We start from the raw sequence: 16,011 nt of genomic DNA on the forward strand, positions 1-16,011 counted from the left end.
TGATAGTGGCCCTCCCGGAGCGGCCGCACAAGACCGCCGTACGCACGAGCGCCCCCGACCTCTCCGGCCGGGGGCGCATCACTAGCGGAAAAGCCCTGTTCAGGCCTGGTTCAACCGCCGCTCCCCCGCCGCCACCGCGGTGTCCAGCGTGTTCCCGGGCGGCGGGAACGGGCAGATGAAGTGGTCCGCGAAGGCGCACGGCGGCAGCAGCGCGCGGTTGAAGTCGACCGTCACCGAGCCGTCCGCCGCCGGGGCCTCGGGCCGCAGGAAACGGAAGCGGTAGCTGTCCCGGCCGCTGGTGGCGTCCGCGAAGACCGCCCACAGGGTGCCGTCGTCCTCGACGGCCACCTTCAGGACGTGCTCGCCGCCGTGCAGCTCGAAGACCAGCTCCCCGGCGAGGCCGAGGCCGCGCTCCCGGCCGTCGGCGTTCTCCACCCGTACGCTGCGCGTCTCCGCGTACGGACGGAACACGCCGGGCACCACCCAGCGCTCGTCGTACGGAGTGGCCTCGATGCCCCGGAAGGCGCGGCGCGCCTCCGAGCCCGGGTCGAAGTCCCGCACCGCCCAGAGCCCTTCGCGCCGCAGCACCACGAGCCGCCGGCCCGCCGACTCGACCCGGGACTCGTGGATCGGGGCGTGGTCGGCGGTGAGCCGGACCGTGCCGGCGAAGGGCTTGCCGTCGACGGTGATCCCGTCCCCGGCGCCCGCCGTCAGGACCACCTCGTCGCCGTCCTCCCGCCACTCTCCGGGAACGGCCGGAATACGACCTTCGGGATGGTCCGCGAGCCAGTGGGTGCCCGTCAGGGAGAGCGGGCCGTACGAGGAGGCGACCGCCGCCTCCCGCTGCTCGTGCCAGTGCTGCCAGTCCTGCTGTGGATCCGTGCTCATGGTGTGCCAGCCTTCCATACGGGCTCGGGAAGCCCCAGGTGCGAACGCAGCGTGGTGCCCGCGTACTCCGTACGGAAGACCCCCCGCTCCTGGAGCAGCGGAACGACCCGGTCCACGAACTCGTCGAGACCGCCGGGGGTGAGGTGCGGGACGAGGATGAAACCGTCGGCGGCGTCCGCGGCGACGAACTCCTCCAAGGCCGCCGCAACCGTCGCCGGCGACCCCACGAAGGACTGCCGACTGCCGGACTCGATGACCGTCTGACGGATCGAGAGCCCCTTCTCCTCCGACAGCGCCCGCCACTTTCTCGCCACTCCCACCGGATCGGCGACCCGCACCCGGCCCTGGACGAGCGTGGAGTCCGGGTCGGGATCGATGTCCGGCAGCGGCCCGTCGGGGTCGTACCCGGACAGATCGCGGCCCCAGACCTGTTCCAGCGCGAGAATCGCGTTCTGCGGGGAGACCTGCTGCCGGCGGATCTCGTGAGCCCGCTCCTGCGCGTCGGCGTCGGTGTCGCCGAGGACGTACGTCACCCCCGGCATGACCTTCAGATCACCGGGGTCCCTCCCGTACCGCGCAAGGCGCCCCTTGACGTCGGCGTAGAACTCCCGGCCGGCCTCCAGGGTCGAGTGCCTGGTGAAGATCACATCGGCGGCGGAGGCCGCGAACTCCCGCCCCTCACCGGAGTCCCCGGCCTGGATGACCACCGGATGCCCCTGCGGAGAGCGCGGTACGGGGAACTCGCCCTCGATCCGGAACTGCGGCCCGCTGTGCGCGAAGGGCCGCCGCTCGCCCTCCGGGGTCCAGGAGTCCCACAGCTCCCGGGCGGTGGCGAGGAACTCCGCGGCCCGCGTGTACCGGTCGGCGCGGTCCAGATAGCCGCCGCGCCGGAAGTTCTCGCCGGTGAAGGCATCGGACGAGGTCACCACGTTCCAGGCGGCACGACCATCGCTCAGATGGTCGAGCGAGGCGAGCCGCCGGGCCAGCTCGTACGGCTCGTTGAAGGTGGCGTTGACCGTGGCGGCCAGACCGAGCCGGTCGGTGACCGCCGCGAGGGCGTTCAGAACGGTGATCGACTCGGGCCGCCCCACGACGTCCAGGTCATGGATACGCCCCGCGTGCTCGCGCAGCCGCAGCCCCTCGGCCAGGAAGAAGAAGTCGAAAAGCCCCCGCTCCGCGGTCCTGGCCAGATGCTCGAACGACGAGAAGTCGATCTGCGACCCCGAACGCGGATCGGCCCACACCGTCGTGGAGTTGACACCGGGAAAATGCGCGGCGAGATGAACCTGCTTCCTGCCCCGGCTCATACGTCTGCCCCCACCCTCACGTACTGACCGACCGGACGGACGAGCCCCAGATGATCACGAAGAGTGGCACCCGCATATCCGGCACGAAACAGACCACGCTCCCGGAGCCGGGGCACGGTCTCCCCGGCGAACCGCTCCAGATCCCGCTCCGGCACAGCGGGCACGAGGTGGAAGCCATCGACGGCGCCGCCCCCACCCCAGCCGGCGATCAGCTCGGCGAGCGCCCCGGGCCCGCCCTCGTACGCGTCGAAATCGACGACCAGCGACAGCAGCACGCGCAGCTGCCCGGGATCCCGGCCGTGGGCGCGGGCCCCTTGACGCAGTTCGGCGCGCAGGGCGGCGGCCTCCTCTGCGGACGAGGCCCGGATCAGGGCCACGTCGGCGTGGTGGGCCGCGGTGTCCCGGGCGGCCGGGCGGGTGGCGTCGACGACGGTCACCGGGTTGCCCTGCGGGGGCCGGGGGACGATCGAGGGGCCCTTGACCGAGAAGGTCGCGCCCTGGAAGTTCACGTGGTGCAGCTTGCGGCGGTCGATGAACCGTCCGGTCGCCACGTCCCGTATCTCGGCGTCGTCCTCCCAGCTGTCCCACAGCTTCCGTGACACCTCGACGACCTCGCCCGCCTCCTGCCAGAGCTCGGCGGTGGGCGGCGCCGGACGGCGACCGACCAGCCGGGCCTCGTCCCCGCCCGGGGAGACCTCGACCCTCCACCCCGCCCGCCCCCGGCTCACCCAGTCGAGGGTGGCGACGGCGGCCTGCACGTGGAAGGGCTCGGTATGGGTGGTGGTCACGGTCGGCACGAGACCGACGGAACGCGTCTCGGGCGCGACCCTGGCGAGGACGGCGAGCGCGTCGAGCCCGGGCCCGGCGAAAGAGTCCTCGTGGGTGAGGAAATCGAGCGCGGCGGCCTCCCCGAGCCGCGCGAGCGCGACGGTACGGCCGGCGGTGCCGGGATCGGCCCGCCCGGAACCCGGAGCGAGCTCGGCGGCGAGATGAAGCGGTCGGATGCTGGTCATACGGTCTCTCTCGGAACGTAAGGGGAAGCCGACAACGACGGGAGGGGTCGGGGCCGGAGCGGGGGAGGGGGTGTCCGGACGTTCAAGCGTCGTGAACTCGCGCGCGGCGCGGTGAGACGCGGTCCGGACACCGCCTCCCTCGCGAAGGCCCCGGCCCCGGCGGACCACCGGGTCGGGGCGCGACGGGTCAGTTCTCGGTACGGGGCAGCCCGGGCGGGTTGATCTCCGACTTCGCCACGGCCTCGTTGCCCAGCCCCCACCGCTTGAGGACCTGCGCGTAGGTGCCGTTCTCGATGAGGTGGTCGATCGCGGCGGCGTAGGCGGCGACGAGCCCGCTGTCCTTCTTCGTGGTGGCCGCGATCTTGCCCTGGAGCCCGGCGCCCGCTCCGGAGAACTTGCCGACGGCCTCGGTCTGTCCGGCGGAGGCCACGTGGTAGGCGACGGTGGGGTTGGGGCCGAGGTAGCCGTCGATCCGGCCGGACTGGAGGGCGAGGTAGTAGTCGGTCGTGTTGTCGTAGTACTTGATGTCGACGCCCTTGCGGCCGGCCTTCTCGTTCTGCTTGGACCAGTCGACGAGGATCTTCTCCTGGTTGGTCCCGCTGCCGACCGCGATCCGCTTGCCCGACACGTCCTCGGGCCCCCTCACCGTCCAGCCGGACCCCTTCTTCGCCTCGAAGGCGAGGTCGTCGAGGCGGTAGGTGGCGAAGTCGTACTTGTCCTTGCGCTCCTCGGTGACGGTGACGTTGGAGAAGACCGCGTCGTACTTGCCGCTGTCCAGGCCGACGAAGAGGTTCTCCCAGGAGACCGGGTTGAACTCGGGCTTCAGGCCGAGGGTGTCGGCGACCAGGGTGGCGAGGTCGACCTCGACGCCGATCAGCGTCTTGTCGTCGGTGGCGCGGAAGGTGAGCGGCGGGTTGCTCTTGGCGGAGACGCCGATGATCAGGGTGCCTCTCTCGCGGACGGCCTCGGGCAGCTTGCCGGCGGCGGTGTCGTCCTTGGCGGTGTGGATCCGGTTCTGGTTCGGGCCCACGTTGATGCCGGTGTCCTTCTGGCCCTCCGGCTTGATCTCGGTGGCGGCGTCGCCCGAGCCGCAGGCGGTGAGGAGCCCGAGGGCGGTGAGCGAGGCGAGGGCGGTGAGGACGGTACGACGGGTCTTCATGGCGGTGCTCCTATGCGGAAGGAAAGAACTGGTCAGAGGACCTTGGAGAGAAAGGCACGGGTCCGCTCGTGGCGGGGGGCGTCGAGCACCTCGGCCGGCGTTCCCTGTTCGACGATCCGGCCCTCGTCCATGAAGACCACGGTGTCGGCGACCTCGCGGGCGAAGCCGATCTCATGGGTGACGACGATCATGGTGGTGCCGGAGGCGGCGAGGTCCTTGATGACGTCGAGGACCTCACCGACGAGTTCGGGGTCGAGGGCGGAGGTGGGCTCGTCGAAGAGGAGCAGGCTCGGTTCGAGGGCGAGCGCGCGGGCGATGGCGACCCGCTGCTGCTGTCCGCCGGAGAGCTGCTTGGGATAGGCGTCGGCCTTGTCGGCGAGGCCGACGCGTTCGAGAAGGGCCAGGGCCGTGGCCTCGGCGTCCTTGCGGGGCCGCTTCAACGCCGAGACGGGGGCCTCGACGATGTTCTCCAGGACGGTGAGGTGCGGGAAGAGGTGGAAGTTCTGGAAGACGAAGCCGATGCGGGTGCGCTGTTTGAGGATCTCGCGCTCGCGCAGCTCGTAGAGCTTGTTCCCGGAGCGGCGGTAGCCGACGAGGACGCCGTCCACGCCGACCGTGCCGCTGTCGACCTTCTCCAGGTGGTTGATGGTCCGCAGCAGGGTGGACTTGCCGGAGCCGGAGGGGCCGAGGACGACGGTGACCTCGCCGGCGCGGACGTCGAGGTCGATGCCGCGCAGGACGTGGAGGGCACCGAACCGCTTGTGGACGGCCCGGATCTCGACCTTGGCGGTGGCGCGGTCTTCGAGGGTGTCGGAGCTCATCGGACGCTCCCCTTCGCGTAGTGGCGTTCGACGTAGTGCTGGACGACGGAGAGCGCGGTGGTGAGCAGGACGTACCAGGCGGTGGCGACCATGAGGAGCGGGACGACGCGTCCGTTGCGGCCGTAGACGACCTGGACCTGGTAGAAGAGTTCGCCGATCGCCATGACGGAGACGATCGAGGTGCCCTTGAAGAGCGAGATGATCTCGTTGGCGGCGTTGGGCAGGATCGAGCGCATCGCCTGCGGCAGCACGATCCGCCGCACCTGCCGGAGCCGGGGGATGCCGAGGGAGGCCGCCGCCTCCAACTGACCCTCGTCCACGGCGAGCACGCCGCCCCGGACGATCTCCGCCGCGTAGGCGGCCTGGTGGAGGGCGAGGCCGAGGACGGCGGCGCTCATCTCGCCGACGAGGCCCATCGTGTCGAAGGAGAGGAAGCTCGGTCCGAAGGGGATGCCGATGCTCAGTTCCTTGTAGAGGTAGGCCAGGTTGAACCAGAAGAGCAGCTGGACGATGAGCGGGATGGAGCGGAAGGCCCAGATGTAGCCGAAGGCGACCGACCGCAGGAACGGGCTGGCGGACAGGCGCATGAAGGCGAGCACGATGCCGATCGCGAAGCCGAGGGCGGTGCCGTAGAAGGTGAGCTGGAGGGTGACCCAGACGGCGTGGAGGATCGTCTCGGTGGTGAAGAAGGCGGCGAAGACGTCCCATTCCCAGCCGGGGTTGGTGACGAGCCCGTGGGCGAACTGGACGAGCAGTACGGCGGTGACGGCGACGGCCGCCCAGCGCCAGGGGTGGCGCACGGGGACGACGACGAGCTCGGGCGCGACCGCCTCGGGGGTCTTCGTGACGGCTGCGGTGGCGGGTGGATCGCTGGTGAGAGACATGGCGGTTCCTCGGGAACGGGGCACGAACGGGGAAGAGGAGAAGGGGCCGGGGCTCAGACGCTCGACGGAGCGGGAAGCCGACACGCCCGGTCACGCAGCAGGGTCAGGACGGCCCGCGCGGTGACGTCGTTCTGCCCGAAGGCGATCCCGCCGGTACGGGGCCGGGTGAAGCCGCTCCCGGCGCGGGTGGTGGTGTGCGGGCCGAGGGCGAAGCGGCGCGGGTGCGGGCGCCCGTCGTGCTCCAGGAGCCGGCCGTCGACGGGGTCGACGACGAGGAGGCCGCCGGCGGTGGTCCTGGTCCCCTCCTCGTACAGGGCGCGGAGCAGCGGGCTGCGGGTGAGCTCCAGGGTGGGGTCGGGGATCCGGGCCTCGACGAGGGCGCGGGCCTCGGTCCACTCTCCCGGCAGGGCGGCGGACGCGGCCCGGAAGAGGCCGCGTTCCTCGTCGGCCTCGACGGTGACCTGCGGGCCGAGGAAGCGGACGACGCCGGCGCGGGAGAGCGCGAGGAGCTGCCGCAGCCGGGGGCCGGGCGGGCCGGAGGCGAGGTAGCTGAAGAAGCCGTGCCACCAGGCGTCGGGGTCCAGTCGCCTGCTGAGCCGCACGAGCTGGCCGTAGACGGAGAGGAGTCCGGCGAAGACGGCGGCGTCGGGGCTGTGGGCGGGGTCGTGGCGGCGGGTCAGGTCCTCGGTGATGTAGTCGCGCAGGCCCTGCTGGAGGGCTTCCGCGGAGGGGTGGCGGATGCCGTCCAGGGGGTGGTCGAGGGCGTCGAGGTCGAGCCGGTCGGCGGGGTCGGGGACGGCGGCGGCGACGAGCGCGGCGAGTTCGGCCCCGCGCGGCGGCGCCTCCTCGTAGGCCTTCTCGAAGTCGCTCCAGTCGAGGGCGGTCCGCTCGGGGTGGGTGGAGAAGAGCCGGTGGTAGTGGGCCCAGCCGAGTTCCTTGTCGATGAGCGGCCACACGTCGCGCCGGAAGTCGACCGGCCCGGGGCGCCGGAGCAGGGCGTCGGTCTGTTCGGCACCGAAGAAGCGGGGCAGCGGGGGCCGTTCGCCGTCGAGGTTGTAGCCGATCTTCGAGTGGTACGGGACGCCCCGGCGCGATCCGACGTGCAGGACCGGCTCCTTGCCGGAGGGTATGTAGACGAGCTCGTCGCCCTCGCCCTCGTACCGTCCGCCGCGGCCCTCGGTGAGCAGCACCATCAGGTCGACGAAGGCGAGGCCGAAGCCGCGGACGAGGACGGGTTCGCCGGCGGGGACGGCGGCGAGGTCGCTGTCGGCGGTGAAGTCGGGCGGGAGGTGGACGAGCCGGTGGCGGGCGGCGAAGGCGGTGAGTTCCCGCTGTTCCCGGTCGGGTTCGGCGTCCTGGTGGCCGACGGTGAGGACGACGAGGTCGGCGAGGAGGGGGGCGGCGGCGCCCTCCAGCCAGACCCGCTGGCGTCCGTCGCGGGGGCCGCCGATCCGCAGGGCGGTGGTGCGGTGCTCGTGGACGGTGACGGAGGCGGGCAGGGCGCCGCGGGCCCGCTCGTACACCCAGCGCAGATAGGCGCCCTGCTGGGGGCGGGTGGGGAAGCTGCGGCCGTCGATGCCGGCCCATTCGGCGAGGGTGGGTCCGGGGAGGACGGGTCCTTCGAGGTCGACGGTCTCGTCGGTGAACATGGTGACGTCGTCGGCCTCGGAGTTCATCCAGAGCAGCGGGGACTGCTCGGTGCGCCAGATCCGGCCGGGGCCGGGCGGGTGCGGGTCGACGAGGTGGAGGTCGAGGGGCTCGTCGCCGTACAGCTCGGGCAGGTTGGCGGCGATCCGTTCGAGGAGGCCGGTCCCCCGCGGCCCGGCGCCCACGATCACGATCGACGGGTGGGGGCTCATCGCGCACCGGCCGTTCCGCGGGCGTAGTGCCGCTCGACGTAGTGCTGGCCGATGCCGAGGACCGAGGTGACGGCGACGTACCAGAGCGTGGCGACGAGCAGCAGCGGGATGATCTCGTACGTGCGGTGGTAGACGAGCTGCGTCGAGTAGAGCAGGTCCTGCACGGCGATGACGGAGACGATCGAGGTGCCCTTGAGGGTGCCGATCAGCATGTTCCCGGCGGGCGGGACGATGGAGCGCATGGCCTGCGGCAGCACGATCCGGGTGAGCCGGCGCCACCGGCCGAGGCCGAGGGACTGGGCGGCCTCGATCTGGCCCCGGTCGACGGAGAGGATGCCGCCGCGGACGACCTCGGCGGCGTAGGCGGCCTCGTGCAGGGTGAGGCCGATGACGGCGACGGCGACGGGGCCGAGGAGGTTGACCGTGTTCACGCCGAGGATCTGCGGGTAGAGCACGCCGATGTTGAACCAGAAGAGCAGCTGGACCAGGATCGGGGTGGACCGGAAGAACCAGACGTAGCCCCAACTGACCGCGCGGAGAACGGGGTTGGCGGAGAGCCTGAGGACGGCGAGCAGGGTGCCGAGGACGAAGCCGAGGGCCATGACGAGGGCGGTCAGCCACAGGGTGAGGCCGAGGCCGCGCAGGACGGACGCGGAGGTGAAGTACTCGGCGACGACGTCCCATTGGAAGGCCTTGTTGCGGACGACCGAGACGAGGGCGAGCGCGAGCAGGACGAGGACGACTCCGGCGGCGGTCCACTGGCCGGTACGGCGGGTGGGGACGATGCGCGGGGGTGGTTCGGCCGGCGGGGCCGCGGAAGGGGTTTCGACGAGGGTCGCGGACATGCGAGGGCTCCGTGGATGCCAGAGGGCGGATCGAACACGGGGTGCGCCTTCACACGCGCTGAGCCGCGGATCCGGGCCCCTCAGCCCGATCCGCCCTTCGAGGCTATGCGGTCGACACGGCCCGCTGTCAAGGCTGTCCGCACTGTGAGCCGTACGTCTCATCGCGGTTGACGCGGGACCGGATGCCTGTTCCACTGAGGCCATGCATCCGCAGCAGCTGGTCACGCGCTCCCACATCGACTTCGGTCGCGTGTGGTCCTCTTCCTGTTGAGCCGACCCTCTGCTTCTCCCTGCCCGCGTGCTGTTTTCCGCGGCGCCTTCACACCCGGGCCTTCTCTGAGGGCCTGAGCCCTCCCCTCCCCTCGCCCTGCCCCGCGTTCCCTTCTCCTCCTTCGCCCCGAAGGAGGGGTGTTCCCCTTTTCTCCTTCTCCTTGAAGGACCGTCATGACCTTCGCGTTGTCCGTGCACCGGACCACGACCACCGACCCCCTGGCCCGCCCGCTCCTCGACGAGCTGGCGTACGAGTACACGACCCGGTACGGCTCCGCGCACGACCTGAGCCGCTATCCGGCGGCGGAGTTCGCCCCGCCGCACGGCGCCTTCCTCCTCCTCCTGGAGCAGGGCCGGCCCGTGGCGGGCGGCGCCTACCGCCGCTACGACGAGGACACCGCCGAACTGAAGCGGATCTGGACGCACTCGGCGCACCGCAGGCGCGGTCTCGCCCGCCGCGTCCTGACCGTGCTCGAGAGGGAGGCCGCCGCCCGCGGCTACTCCCGCGTCTACCTCACGACGGGGCCGCGCCAGCCGGAGGCCAAGGGCCTCTACCTGGCGAGCGGCTACCGCCCGCTCTTCGACGTGTCCGCCGATCCCGAGTCGATCGGCCCGCTGCCGTTCGAGAAATTCCTGGAGAACCCGAAGCCATGAGTACGCGCACGAGTTCCGGCACCGCACGCACCACCCTCGTCTTCGCCCTGATCACCGCGGCCGCGCTCGGCCTCACCGCCTGCGCGGGCGGCGAGCCCGCGACCGCCCCGGCCGGGGCCTCGGGGGCGCCGGGCGCCGCGAAGGGCGCGCTCCCGACCGAGGACGTGGTGGCGGCGGTGAGGAAGAACGAGGCGGCGGCGAAGCTGCTCCCCGCCGAGGTGCGGCAGCGCGGCAGCCTGACGATCGCCTCCTCGGTGGGGACCCCGCCCAGCTCCGCGTATCTGCCCGACGGCAAGACCGTCGTGGGCGTGGACGCCGACTTCTCGGCCGCCGTCGCGAAGGCCCTCGGTCTGGAGCTGAAGCGCGAGGTGGTCGGCTTCGAGGCGATCCTGCCGGCGCTGGGCAGCGGCAAGTACGACGTCGGCACCGGGAACTTCGGCGTGACCGAGGAGCGGCGGAAGACCATCGACTTCGTCACGTACATCAACGACGGGCAGGGCTTCGCCGCACGCGCGGACAGCACCCTGAAGGCGGTCACGGACCTCACGCAGCTGTGCGGCCTGAAGGTGGCCGTGAACGCCGGCACCACCTTCGAGGCGACCCTGGAGAAGAACAAGGGCCGGTGCGCGGAGGCCGGGAAGCCGGCGTACGAGGTGAACGTCTACAGCGAGACCGGGGCGATCTGGATGTCGCTCCAGCAGGGCCGCAGCGACGTCGTGATGAACACGATCAACGGCGTGCGGTACGCGGTGACGCAGCAGAAGAACGTGAAGTTCCTCAACGAGTACCGGCGCCTCGACGTCGGCTTCGCCTTCAAGAAGGGCACCCCGCTGGCGCCGGCCTTCCAGGCGGCGGTGAACGGCCTGAAGGCCGACGGGACGTACGACCGGATCCTGAGGAAGTGGGGGGTGGCGGCCTCGGGCATCGAGAAGTCGCAGATCTCCCCGCCGGAGATCCCGGCGCCGAAGAAGTAGCCACGGCGCGCGGGACTCCGACGGGACGTCAGCAGTTGCAGCCGCAGTCGCAGCCCCCGCAGTCGCAGCAGCCGTCGCCGCAGCAGCCGTCCCCCTCGCAGCAGGAGGAGCAGTTGCTGCAGCAGTCACAGCAGTCGCAGCAACTGCTGGTGTCGCACTGCCGGCAGAGGCCGTCGCGCCGCCGGCGGTTCCAGGGGTCCTCGAAGGTCCCGCAGCACATCTGGCAGGTGCAGGCGAGGCCGAGCCAGAGGGCGCAGCCGGCGATCAGACCGCGCCGGTTCGGCGGCTCGGGCGGGAACGGCCCGCCGGGGCCGCCGGGGCCCCCGGGTCCGGGGGCGTAGGGGCCGCCCGGACCGCCGGGTCCGGGGGCGTACGGGTTGCCGGGCACGGGGCCGCCGGGGGCGTACGGGTTGCCCGACACCGGCCCGTTGGGAGCGTACGGGTTCCCCGGCACCGGCCCGTGTCCGTGCGGCGCGCCCTGCCCCGCGCCCGGCGCCCCGTGCGAGCAGCTCGTCGTGCCGAAGGCGCGGTCGACCGAGGTGCGCAGCTCGTGGGCGAGGAGGACGTGGGCGAGCTTGCCGTCGGCGAACTCGGCGTCCTTGAGCGCGAGGCGTATGCCGTGGAGGGCGTCGTCGGCGAGCCGGCGGGCCTCCTCGCGGGAGGTGCCGGTGGCGGTGAGCGGGTTCCAGGCGCCGGTCTCGGCGTCGGCGGCCTGGTCCTCGACGGCGTCGAGGAGGTGGGCGAGGCGGCCGAAGAGGCGGCCCGCCTCGGCGAGCGGCGCCGCGTTCCCGGGCCGGCCCGCGAGGACGGCGGTGTGCGCGAAGGCGGCCGCGGTCGCCGTCTCGGTCGGCTCGGTGACGGTGAGCAGGGAGGTGCCGGGGCCCGCGAGGGCCTCGATGCCGGTCTGGCGGTCGACGGCGTCGACGAGGACGGCGGTGTCGAAGCCGAGGTCCCGGCCGGTCCTGGCCCCGGCCTTGTCCCAGGAGCGGGCGACGCGGCGGGCCGCGGCGGCGACGGGCCTGCGGGCCAACAGGCCGTCCCGGTCGGCGACGTGGTCCCGTACCTTCGCCGAGGCGAGGACGAGGGAGACGGCGGCGGCGAGCCTGGCTCCCTCGCCCCGGGCGACGGGGGCGGTCCGCATGGCGCGCAGCGCGCAGGGGCCCGCCTTGCGGCGGCCGGCCTCGGTCACCCCGGTCTGAGCCTCCGTCAGGACGGAGACGATGAGCCCGTCGTAGTTGGTGACGACGCGGGCGAACTGCCCGTGGTCGGCGCGGAGTGCCAGGCAGAGGCCGCAGAGGTGGGCCATCCACTCGGTCTTGAGGCCGTCGGTGAGCCGGTGCGTGCAGGGTCTGACGATTCCGAACAAGGACTCCCCCGTGAGTCGTGGGCGATGGCGGGCGAAGGTCCGCCGAGCGGCCCCGCGGCATCGTAGCGAGTGGGTCCGTTCACCCGTACGCGCCCATCGTCACCCTTGTGGCACGACTTTCATATTTTCAGCTGCATGGCCCTCCCTCAGGCCCCGCATACCGCAAGTTTCCTGACGAATCGCCAGAAAACCGCCCTCACGTTCTGCACCAGTACCGTCACGAATCTCCTGCGCGGCGGCTATCCACTTGGCGCGCGATCCGCATCATGGACGACGATAGGGATTGCGGAACCACAAATGACCGCGCTGAAAGGAGGCGTCCATGGGATCGGTGCGCAAGGCGAGTGCCTGGCTGGGACTCGTCGAGGACAACGACGAGCGTTACTACGACGACGAGTACGCCGACGGTGCCGAGGGCGGCGACGCCTGGGTGACGGACCCCCGGGTCAGGGTGGCCACGGACACCGCCGAGGAGCGGGGCCGCCGGATCGCCACCGTCTCCCCGGACGGCTTCCGGGACGCCCGCGCCATCGGCGAGCTCTTCCGGGACGGGGTTCCGGTGATCGTGAACCTGACCGCGATGGAGGGGAACGACGCCAAGCGCGTGGTCGACTTCGCCGCCGGTCTCGCCTTCGGGCTGCGCGGCTCGATCGAGCGCGTGGCGACGCGGGTCTTCCTGCTGACCCCCGCCGACACCCAGATCCTCACCGGCGAGTCCGGCCGGCGCCGGCAGGACGGTTTCTTCAACCAGAGCTGAACGAGTCCGCCGGCCCGGCCGGGCGCCTCCCGACGCGGTCGGGTCAGTGCGCCTGGCGCCCCGAGCCGGCGGGCTCGATCGCTTCCCGGGTCCCGGGCACCCGCGGCTCGACCGCCTCGGGGGAATCGGACCGCTCCGCAGGGCCCGCGGATGCCGTCCCCGGCGTCCCCGCCGCCCCCGGCGTCCCCGCCGACCCGGTCGGCTCCGTCACATCCCGAAGCCCCGCGTCCCGCTCCGGGGCCTCCAGGGCCTCCGGGGCCGAGGCCGCCCTCTCGCTCGCCAGGGCGTCGAAGGCCTCCTCCGGATCCACCGGGCACTCCATGACCTCCGGCAGTCGCCGGGCCATCAGCGCGCCGAGGAGCAGCAGCACGGCGCTCACGCAGAGCGTGACGTGCAGACCGGTGACGAAGGAGTGGCGGGCGGCCTGGTGCAGGGCCTCCCCCGCCGTGCCGCCGAGCTGATCGGCGACCTTGTACGCCTCGCCGAGCGAGTTCGCGGCGGCCCGGCTCGCCTCCGCGGGCACCCCGGGCACCGAGGCGAGCCCGGGGGCGTACGCCGCGTTCATCACACTGCCGAGCAGCGCGATGCCCATGCCCGCGCCGAGCTGGTACGAGGTCTCGCCGATCGCGGCGGCGCCGCCCGCGCTCCGCTGCGGCGCCTCGCTGAGCATCGACTCGTACGCCGAGAAGAGCGTGGTCTGCAGGCCGAAGCCGAGCAGCACGAAGCCCACCGTGAGCAGGGCCGGCCGGTCGTGCTGCCCCATGAGGGTCAGCAGCAGGACGGCGGAGGCGGTGAGCAGGAAGCCCCAGCCGACCATCCGGCGCGGCCCGATCCTGCGCAGGGTGTACGAGCCGGTGGCGCCGGCGGCCATGGCGGCGAAGGTCAGCGGGAGGAGCCGGAGCCCGGTCTCCAGGGGGCTGAGGCCGAGGACGAGCTGGAGGTACTGGACGGCGATGAGCTCCAGGCCGACCAGGGCCAGCATGCCGATGACGATGCAGCCGACCGAGGTGGTGAAGGCGGCCCGGGAGAAGAGCCGCATGTCGATCAGCGGGTGCGGGCGCCGCTTCTGCCGTCGTACGAAGAGGACGAGGAGCGCTATGCCGGTGACGAGCGGTCCGGCGGCCGTGAGGGAGAGCGGCGATCCGCCGGCCCCGACGTGCTTGACGCCGAGGACGCAGAGCAGGACGCCGGCGGCGGCCATGAGCGCGCCGAGCACGTCCCAGGGGCCGTCGGCGGCGCCCCGGGACTCGGGGAGGAGGCGGCGGCCGAGCGGAAGGATCAGCGCCATCAGCGGGATGTTGATGAGGAAGACGGAGCCCCACCAGTAGTTCTCGACGAGGAAGCCGCCGAGCACGGGCCCGGTCGCGGCCCCGATCGCCGCGGTGGCGGTCCAGATGCCGATCGCGGTGGCCCGCTCCCGCCGGTCGGGGAAGACCGTCCGGATGAGGGAGAGCGTGGCGGGCATGATCATGGCGCCGCCGACGCCGAGCAGCGCACGGGCCCCGATGAGGACCGCGGCGTCGGTGGCGAGCGCGGCGACCGCCGAGGCGATGCCGAAGAGCGCGTAGCCGAGGAGCAGGATCCTGCGTCTGCCGACCCGGTCGCCGAGGGTGCCGAAGAGGATCAGCAGCGACGCGCAGACCAGGGGGTAGGCGTCGACGATCCAGAGCAGCGCGGTGGAGCTGGGGCGCAGGTCCTCGGTGAGCGAGGGGACGGCGACGTGGAGGATGGTCGCGTCGAGGGCGACCAGGAGAAGGCTGACGCAGAGGACGACGAGGACGGCCCAGCGGTTGGCTCCGCCTCCGACGGCGGTACGCGATCGTGCTCGGGCCGTGTTCGTCCGCGTCATGTACGTACCTCCCAGTGAAGCTCTCGCGCTCGGCGGGCCCCGACCAGGGCGTATACCCCGGGGCGGCCCGGCATCGACGGGCGAGTGAGCCGTCAGCGTACGCGAGTTCAAGGCCCGAGCGCGTGGCGCAGCTCTCACCCCGGCGGACCTCGTGGTGTGGCGTACACCACTCGGCGCCGGCCGCGCGTCGCATGGAATTCCGCACGGACGTCTGTTTGAGGAAATTCCCGTGCATTCAAACACGCTTCCGGAATCGACCCTCTCGGCAATAGGGCCGAAGGTCATCGGATTTCCCGACGGACGCCTGGAATAGACCACTCGATGAGACCCACTCCACATCACACGATCATCACGAAGGGAGCGGAACGCCCGGGTCTGCTTCTCACTCCCTGTAACGTCGATTGGGTGCGTACCGACATCTTTGCCCGGCTGGACCGGGAGCCGGAACCGCCGAAGATAGAGGTCCCGCGGATGACCCGCACGCGTCTCGCCCTCTTCGGCGGGACGTCGGCGTTCTATCTCGCCATCGTCGTGGCCGTCCTGCTGTCGACGTGGCTGGTGACCCTCGACTGGAAGATCATGCTCTTCCGGCCGTACCAGCAGTGGCCCGAGATCCACGGCTTCCTCGACTACTACGTCGTCCTCGGACAGCGCGGCCCCACGGCCGTCATGGTGGCCGCCTGGCTGGGCTGGCGCTCCTGGCGCCAGCACACCCTGCGCCCGCTGCTGTGCCTCGGCGCCGCCCTTCTGCTGCTGAACGTCTCGGTGGGCGCGGTCAAGATCGGACTCGGCCGCCTCGGCCCCCACTACGCGACCCAGGTCGGCTCCGCGGAGCTCTTCGGGGGCGGCGACATATTCCCCTCGGGGCACACCGCGAACGCGGTCGTGACCTGGGGCATCCTGGCCTATCTGGCGACCACCCCGAGAGCCCGGCGCTATCTGTCGGCGCTCTCCGCGGTGGTCGCGCTCGGCGTCGGCCTCACCACCGTCTACCTGGGCACGCACTGGCTGAGCGACGTGCTGCTCGGCTGGGCGGCCGGGCTCCTCGTGCTGCTCGCGCTGCCCTGGTGCGAGCCGGTCCTGGCCGTCTCCGAGGCCTGGATCCTCGCCGCGCGCGACCGGGTGCGGGAGCGGCTGCGGGACCGTCGCCGGCTCGTGCCCTCGCTGCCCGTGGCCTCCGGAGGGCCGCGCCCCGGGTTCTTCCCGCCCCGCCCGGCCCCGTCCGAGGAGCCGGCGCGGGAGCCCGTGGCGGTGGCCGGCGGCCGGCGCGCCCCGGTGACCCGCGGCTGATCCGCACCCCTCCCCGCGTACGGGAAAGGGCCCCGGCCGACATCGGCCGGGGCCCTTCCGCGTGCGGTCCCGCGG

The 16,011-nt window shown here is 72.2% G+C and carries 14 protein-coding genes; 4 read left to right on the top strand and 10 right to left on the bottom strand.

Annotated features, from left to right (window positions below):
* Positions 1–99: 99 nt before the first annotated feature.
* From ACFYUS_RS18950 to ACFYUS_RS18985, 8 genes are all read right to left on the bottom strand, one after another.
* Positions 100–888 carry a DUF1684 domain-containing protein gene (locus tag ACFYUS_RS18950; RefSeq protein ID WP_388852807.1) on the bottom strand — a complete coding sequence of 263 codons (789 nt, stop codon included), beginning with the start codon at positions 886–888 and terminating at the stop codon, positions 100–102.
* Complete coding sequence (locus ACFYUS_RS18955) at positions 885–2,195, bottom strand: NtaA/DmoA family FMN-dependent monooxygenase (RefSeq protein WP_388852811.1); 1,311 nt, start codon at positions 2,193–2,195, stop codon at positions 885–887. Before ACFYUS_RS18955 ends, ACFYUS_RS18950 begins: the two co-directional genes overlap by 4 nt.
* Positions 2,192–3,208: an LLM class flavin-dependent oxidoreductase gene (locus ACFYUS_RS18960; RefSeq protein WP_388852814.1), complete on the bottom strand. Its 1,017-nt coding sequence runs from the start codon at positions 3,206–3,208 to the stop codon at positions 2,192–2,194. Before ACFYUS_RS18960 ends, ACFYUS_RS18955 begins: the two co-directional genes overlap by 4 nt.
* 187 nt (positions 3,209–3,395) lie before the next feature.
* A complete protein-coding gene (locus ACFYUS_RS18965; RefSeq protein ID WP_388852817.1) occupies positions 3,396–4,367 on the bottom strand; it encodes an ABC transporter substrate-binding protein in 972 nt (323 codons plus the stop codon).
* A 32-nt stretch (positions 4,368–4,399) separates the two neighbouring features.
* Complete coding sequence (locus ACFYUS_RS18970; protein ID WP_388852820.1) at positions 4,400–5,188, bottom strand: amino acid ABC transporter ATP-binding protein; 789 nt, start codon at positions 5,186–5,188, stop codon at positions 4,400–4,402.
* Positions 5,185–6,072 carry an amino acid ABC transporter permease gene (locus ACFYUS_RS18975; RefSeq protein ID WP_388852823.1) on the bottom strand — a complete coding sequence of 296 codons (888 nt, stop codon included), beginning with the start codon at positions 6,070–6,072 and terminating at the stop codon, positions 5,185–5,187. The genes ACFYUS_RS18970 and ACFYUS_RS18975 overlap by 4 nt, the downstream gene beginning before the upstream one ends.
* Positions 6,073–6,125: 53 nt before the next feature.
* Positions 6,126–7,931: an FAD/NAD(P)-binding protein gene (locus tag ACFYUS_RS18980; protein ID WP_388852826.1), complete on the bottom strand. Its 1,806-nt coding sequence runs from the start codon at positions 7,929–7,931 to the stop codon at positions 6,126–6,128.
* Positions 7,928–8,776, bottom strand: a complete 849-nt coding sequence (locus ACFYUS_RS18985; protein ID WP_388852829.1) for an amino acid ABC transporter permease — start codon at positions 8,774–8,776, stop codon at positions 7,928–7,930. The genes ACFYUS_RS18980 and ACFYUS_RS18985 overlap by 4 nt, the downstream gene beginning before the upstream one ends.
* A 444-nt stretch (positions 8,777–9,220) precedes the next feature.
* Between ACFYUS_RS18985 and ACFYUS_RS18990 the strand changes: the two genes are divergently transcribed.
* Complete coding sequence (locus ACFYUS_RS18990) at positions 9,221–9,700, top strand: GNAT family N-acetyltransferase (protein WP_388852832.1); 480 nt, start codon at positions 9,221–9,223, stop codon at positions 9,698–9,700.
* The gene (locus ACFYUS_RS18995; protein WP_388852835.1) at positions 9,697–10,674 is read left to right on the top strand and encodes an ABC transporter substrate-binding protein; all 978 of its coding nucleotides are present in this window, start codon (positions 9,697–9,699) and stop codon (positions 10,672–10,674) included. Before ACFYUS_RS18990 ends, ACFYUS_RS18995 begins: the two co-directional genes overlap by 4 nt.
* Before the next feature lie 28 nt (positions 10,675–10,702).
* Here the strand turns inward: ACFYUS_RS18995 and ACFYUS_RS19000 are convergent, their stop codons facing one another.
* On the bottom strand, positions 10,703–12,040 hold the full coding sequence (locus ACFYUS_RS19000; protein ID WP_388852838.1) for a DUF5685 family protein: 1,338 nt from the start codon (positions 12,038–12,040) through the stop codon (positions 10,703–10,705).
* 322 nt (positions 12,041–12,362) lie between these two features.
* On the opposite strand from ACFYUS_RS19000, the gene ACFYUS_RS19005 reads away from it, so the two are divergent.
* Positions 12,363–12,797 (top strand): cell division protein SepF, encoded by a 435-nt coding sequence (locus ACFYUS_RS19005; RefSeq protein WP_388852841.1) that lies wholly within the window; start codon positions 12,363–12,365, stop codon positions 12,795–12,797.
* Positions 12,798–12,840: 43 nt separating this feature from the next.
* On the opposite strand, the gene ACFYUS_RS19010 is transcribed toward ACFYUS_RS19005, so the two are convergent.
* Positions 12,841–14,646 carry an MFS transporter gene (locus tag ACFYUS_RS19010; protein ID WP_388852844.1) on the bottom strand — a complete coding sequence of 602 codons (1,806 nt, stop codon included), beginning with the start codon at positions 14,644–14,646 and terminating at the stop codon, positions 12,841–12,843.
* A gap of 405 nt (positions 14,647–15,051) precedes the next feature.
* On the opposite strand from ACFYUS_RS19010, the gene ACFYUS_RS19015 reads away from it, so the two are divergent.
* Positions 15,052–15,936, top strand: a complete 885-nt coding sequence (locus ACFYUS_RS19015; protein ID WP_388852847.1) for a phosphatase PAP2 family protein — start codon at positions 15,052–15,054, stop codon at positions 15,934–15,936.
* Positions 15,937–16,011 lie beyond the last annotated feature (75 nt).

Origin of the sequence: Streptomyces sp. NPDC004284 (assembly GCF_042874035.1) — a bacterium.
Lineage (GTDB): Bacteria > Actinomycetota > Actinomycetes > Streptomycetales > Streptomycetaceae > Streptomyces.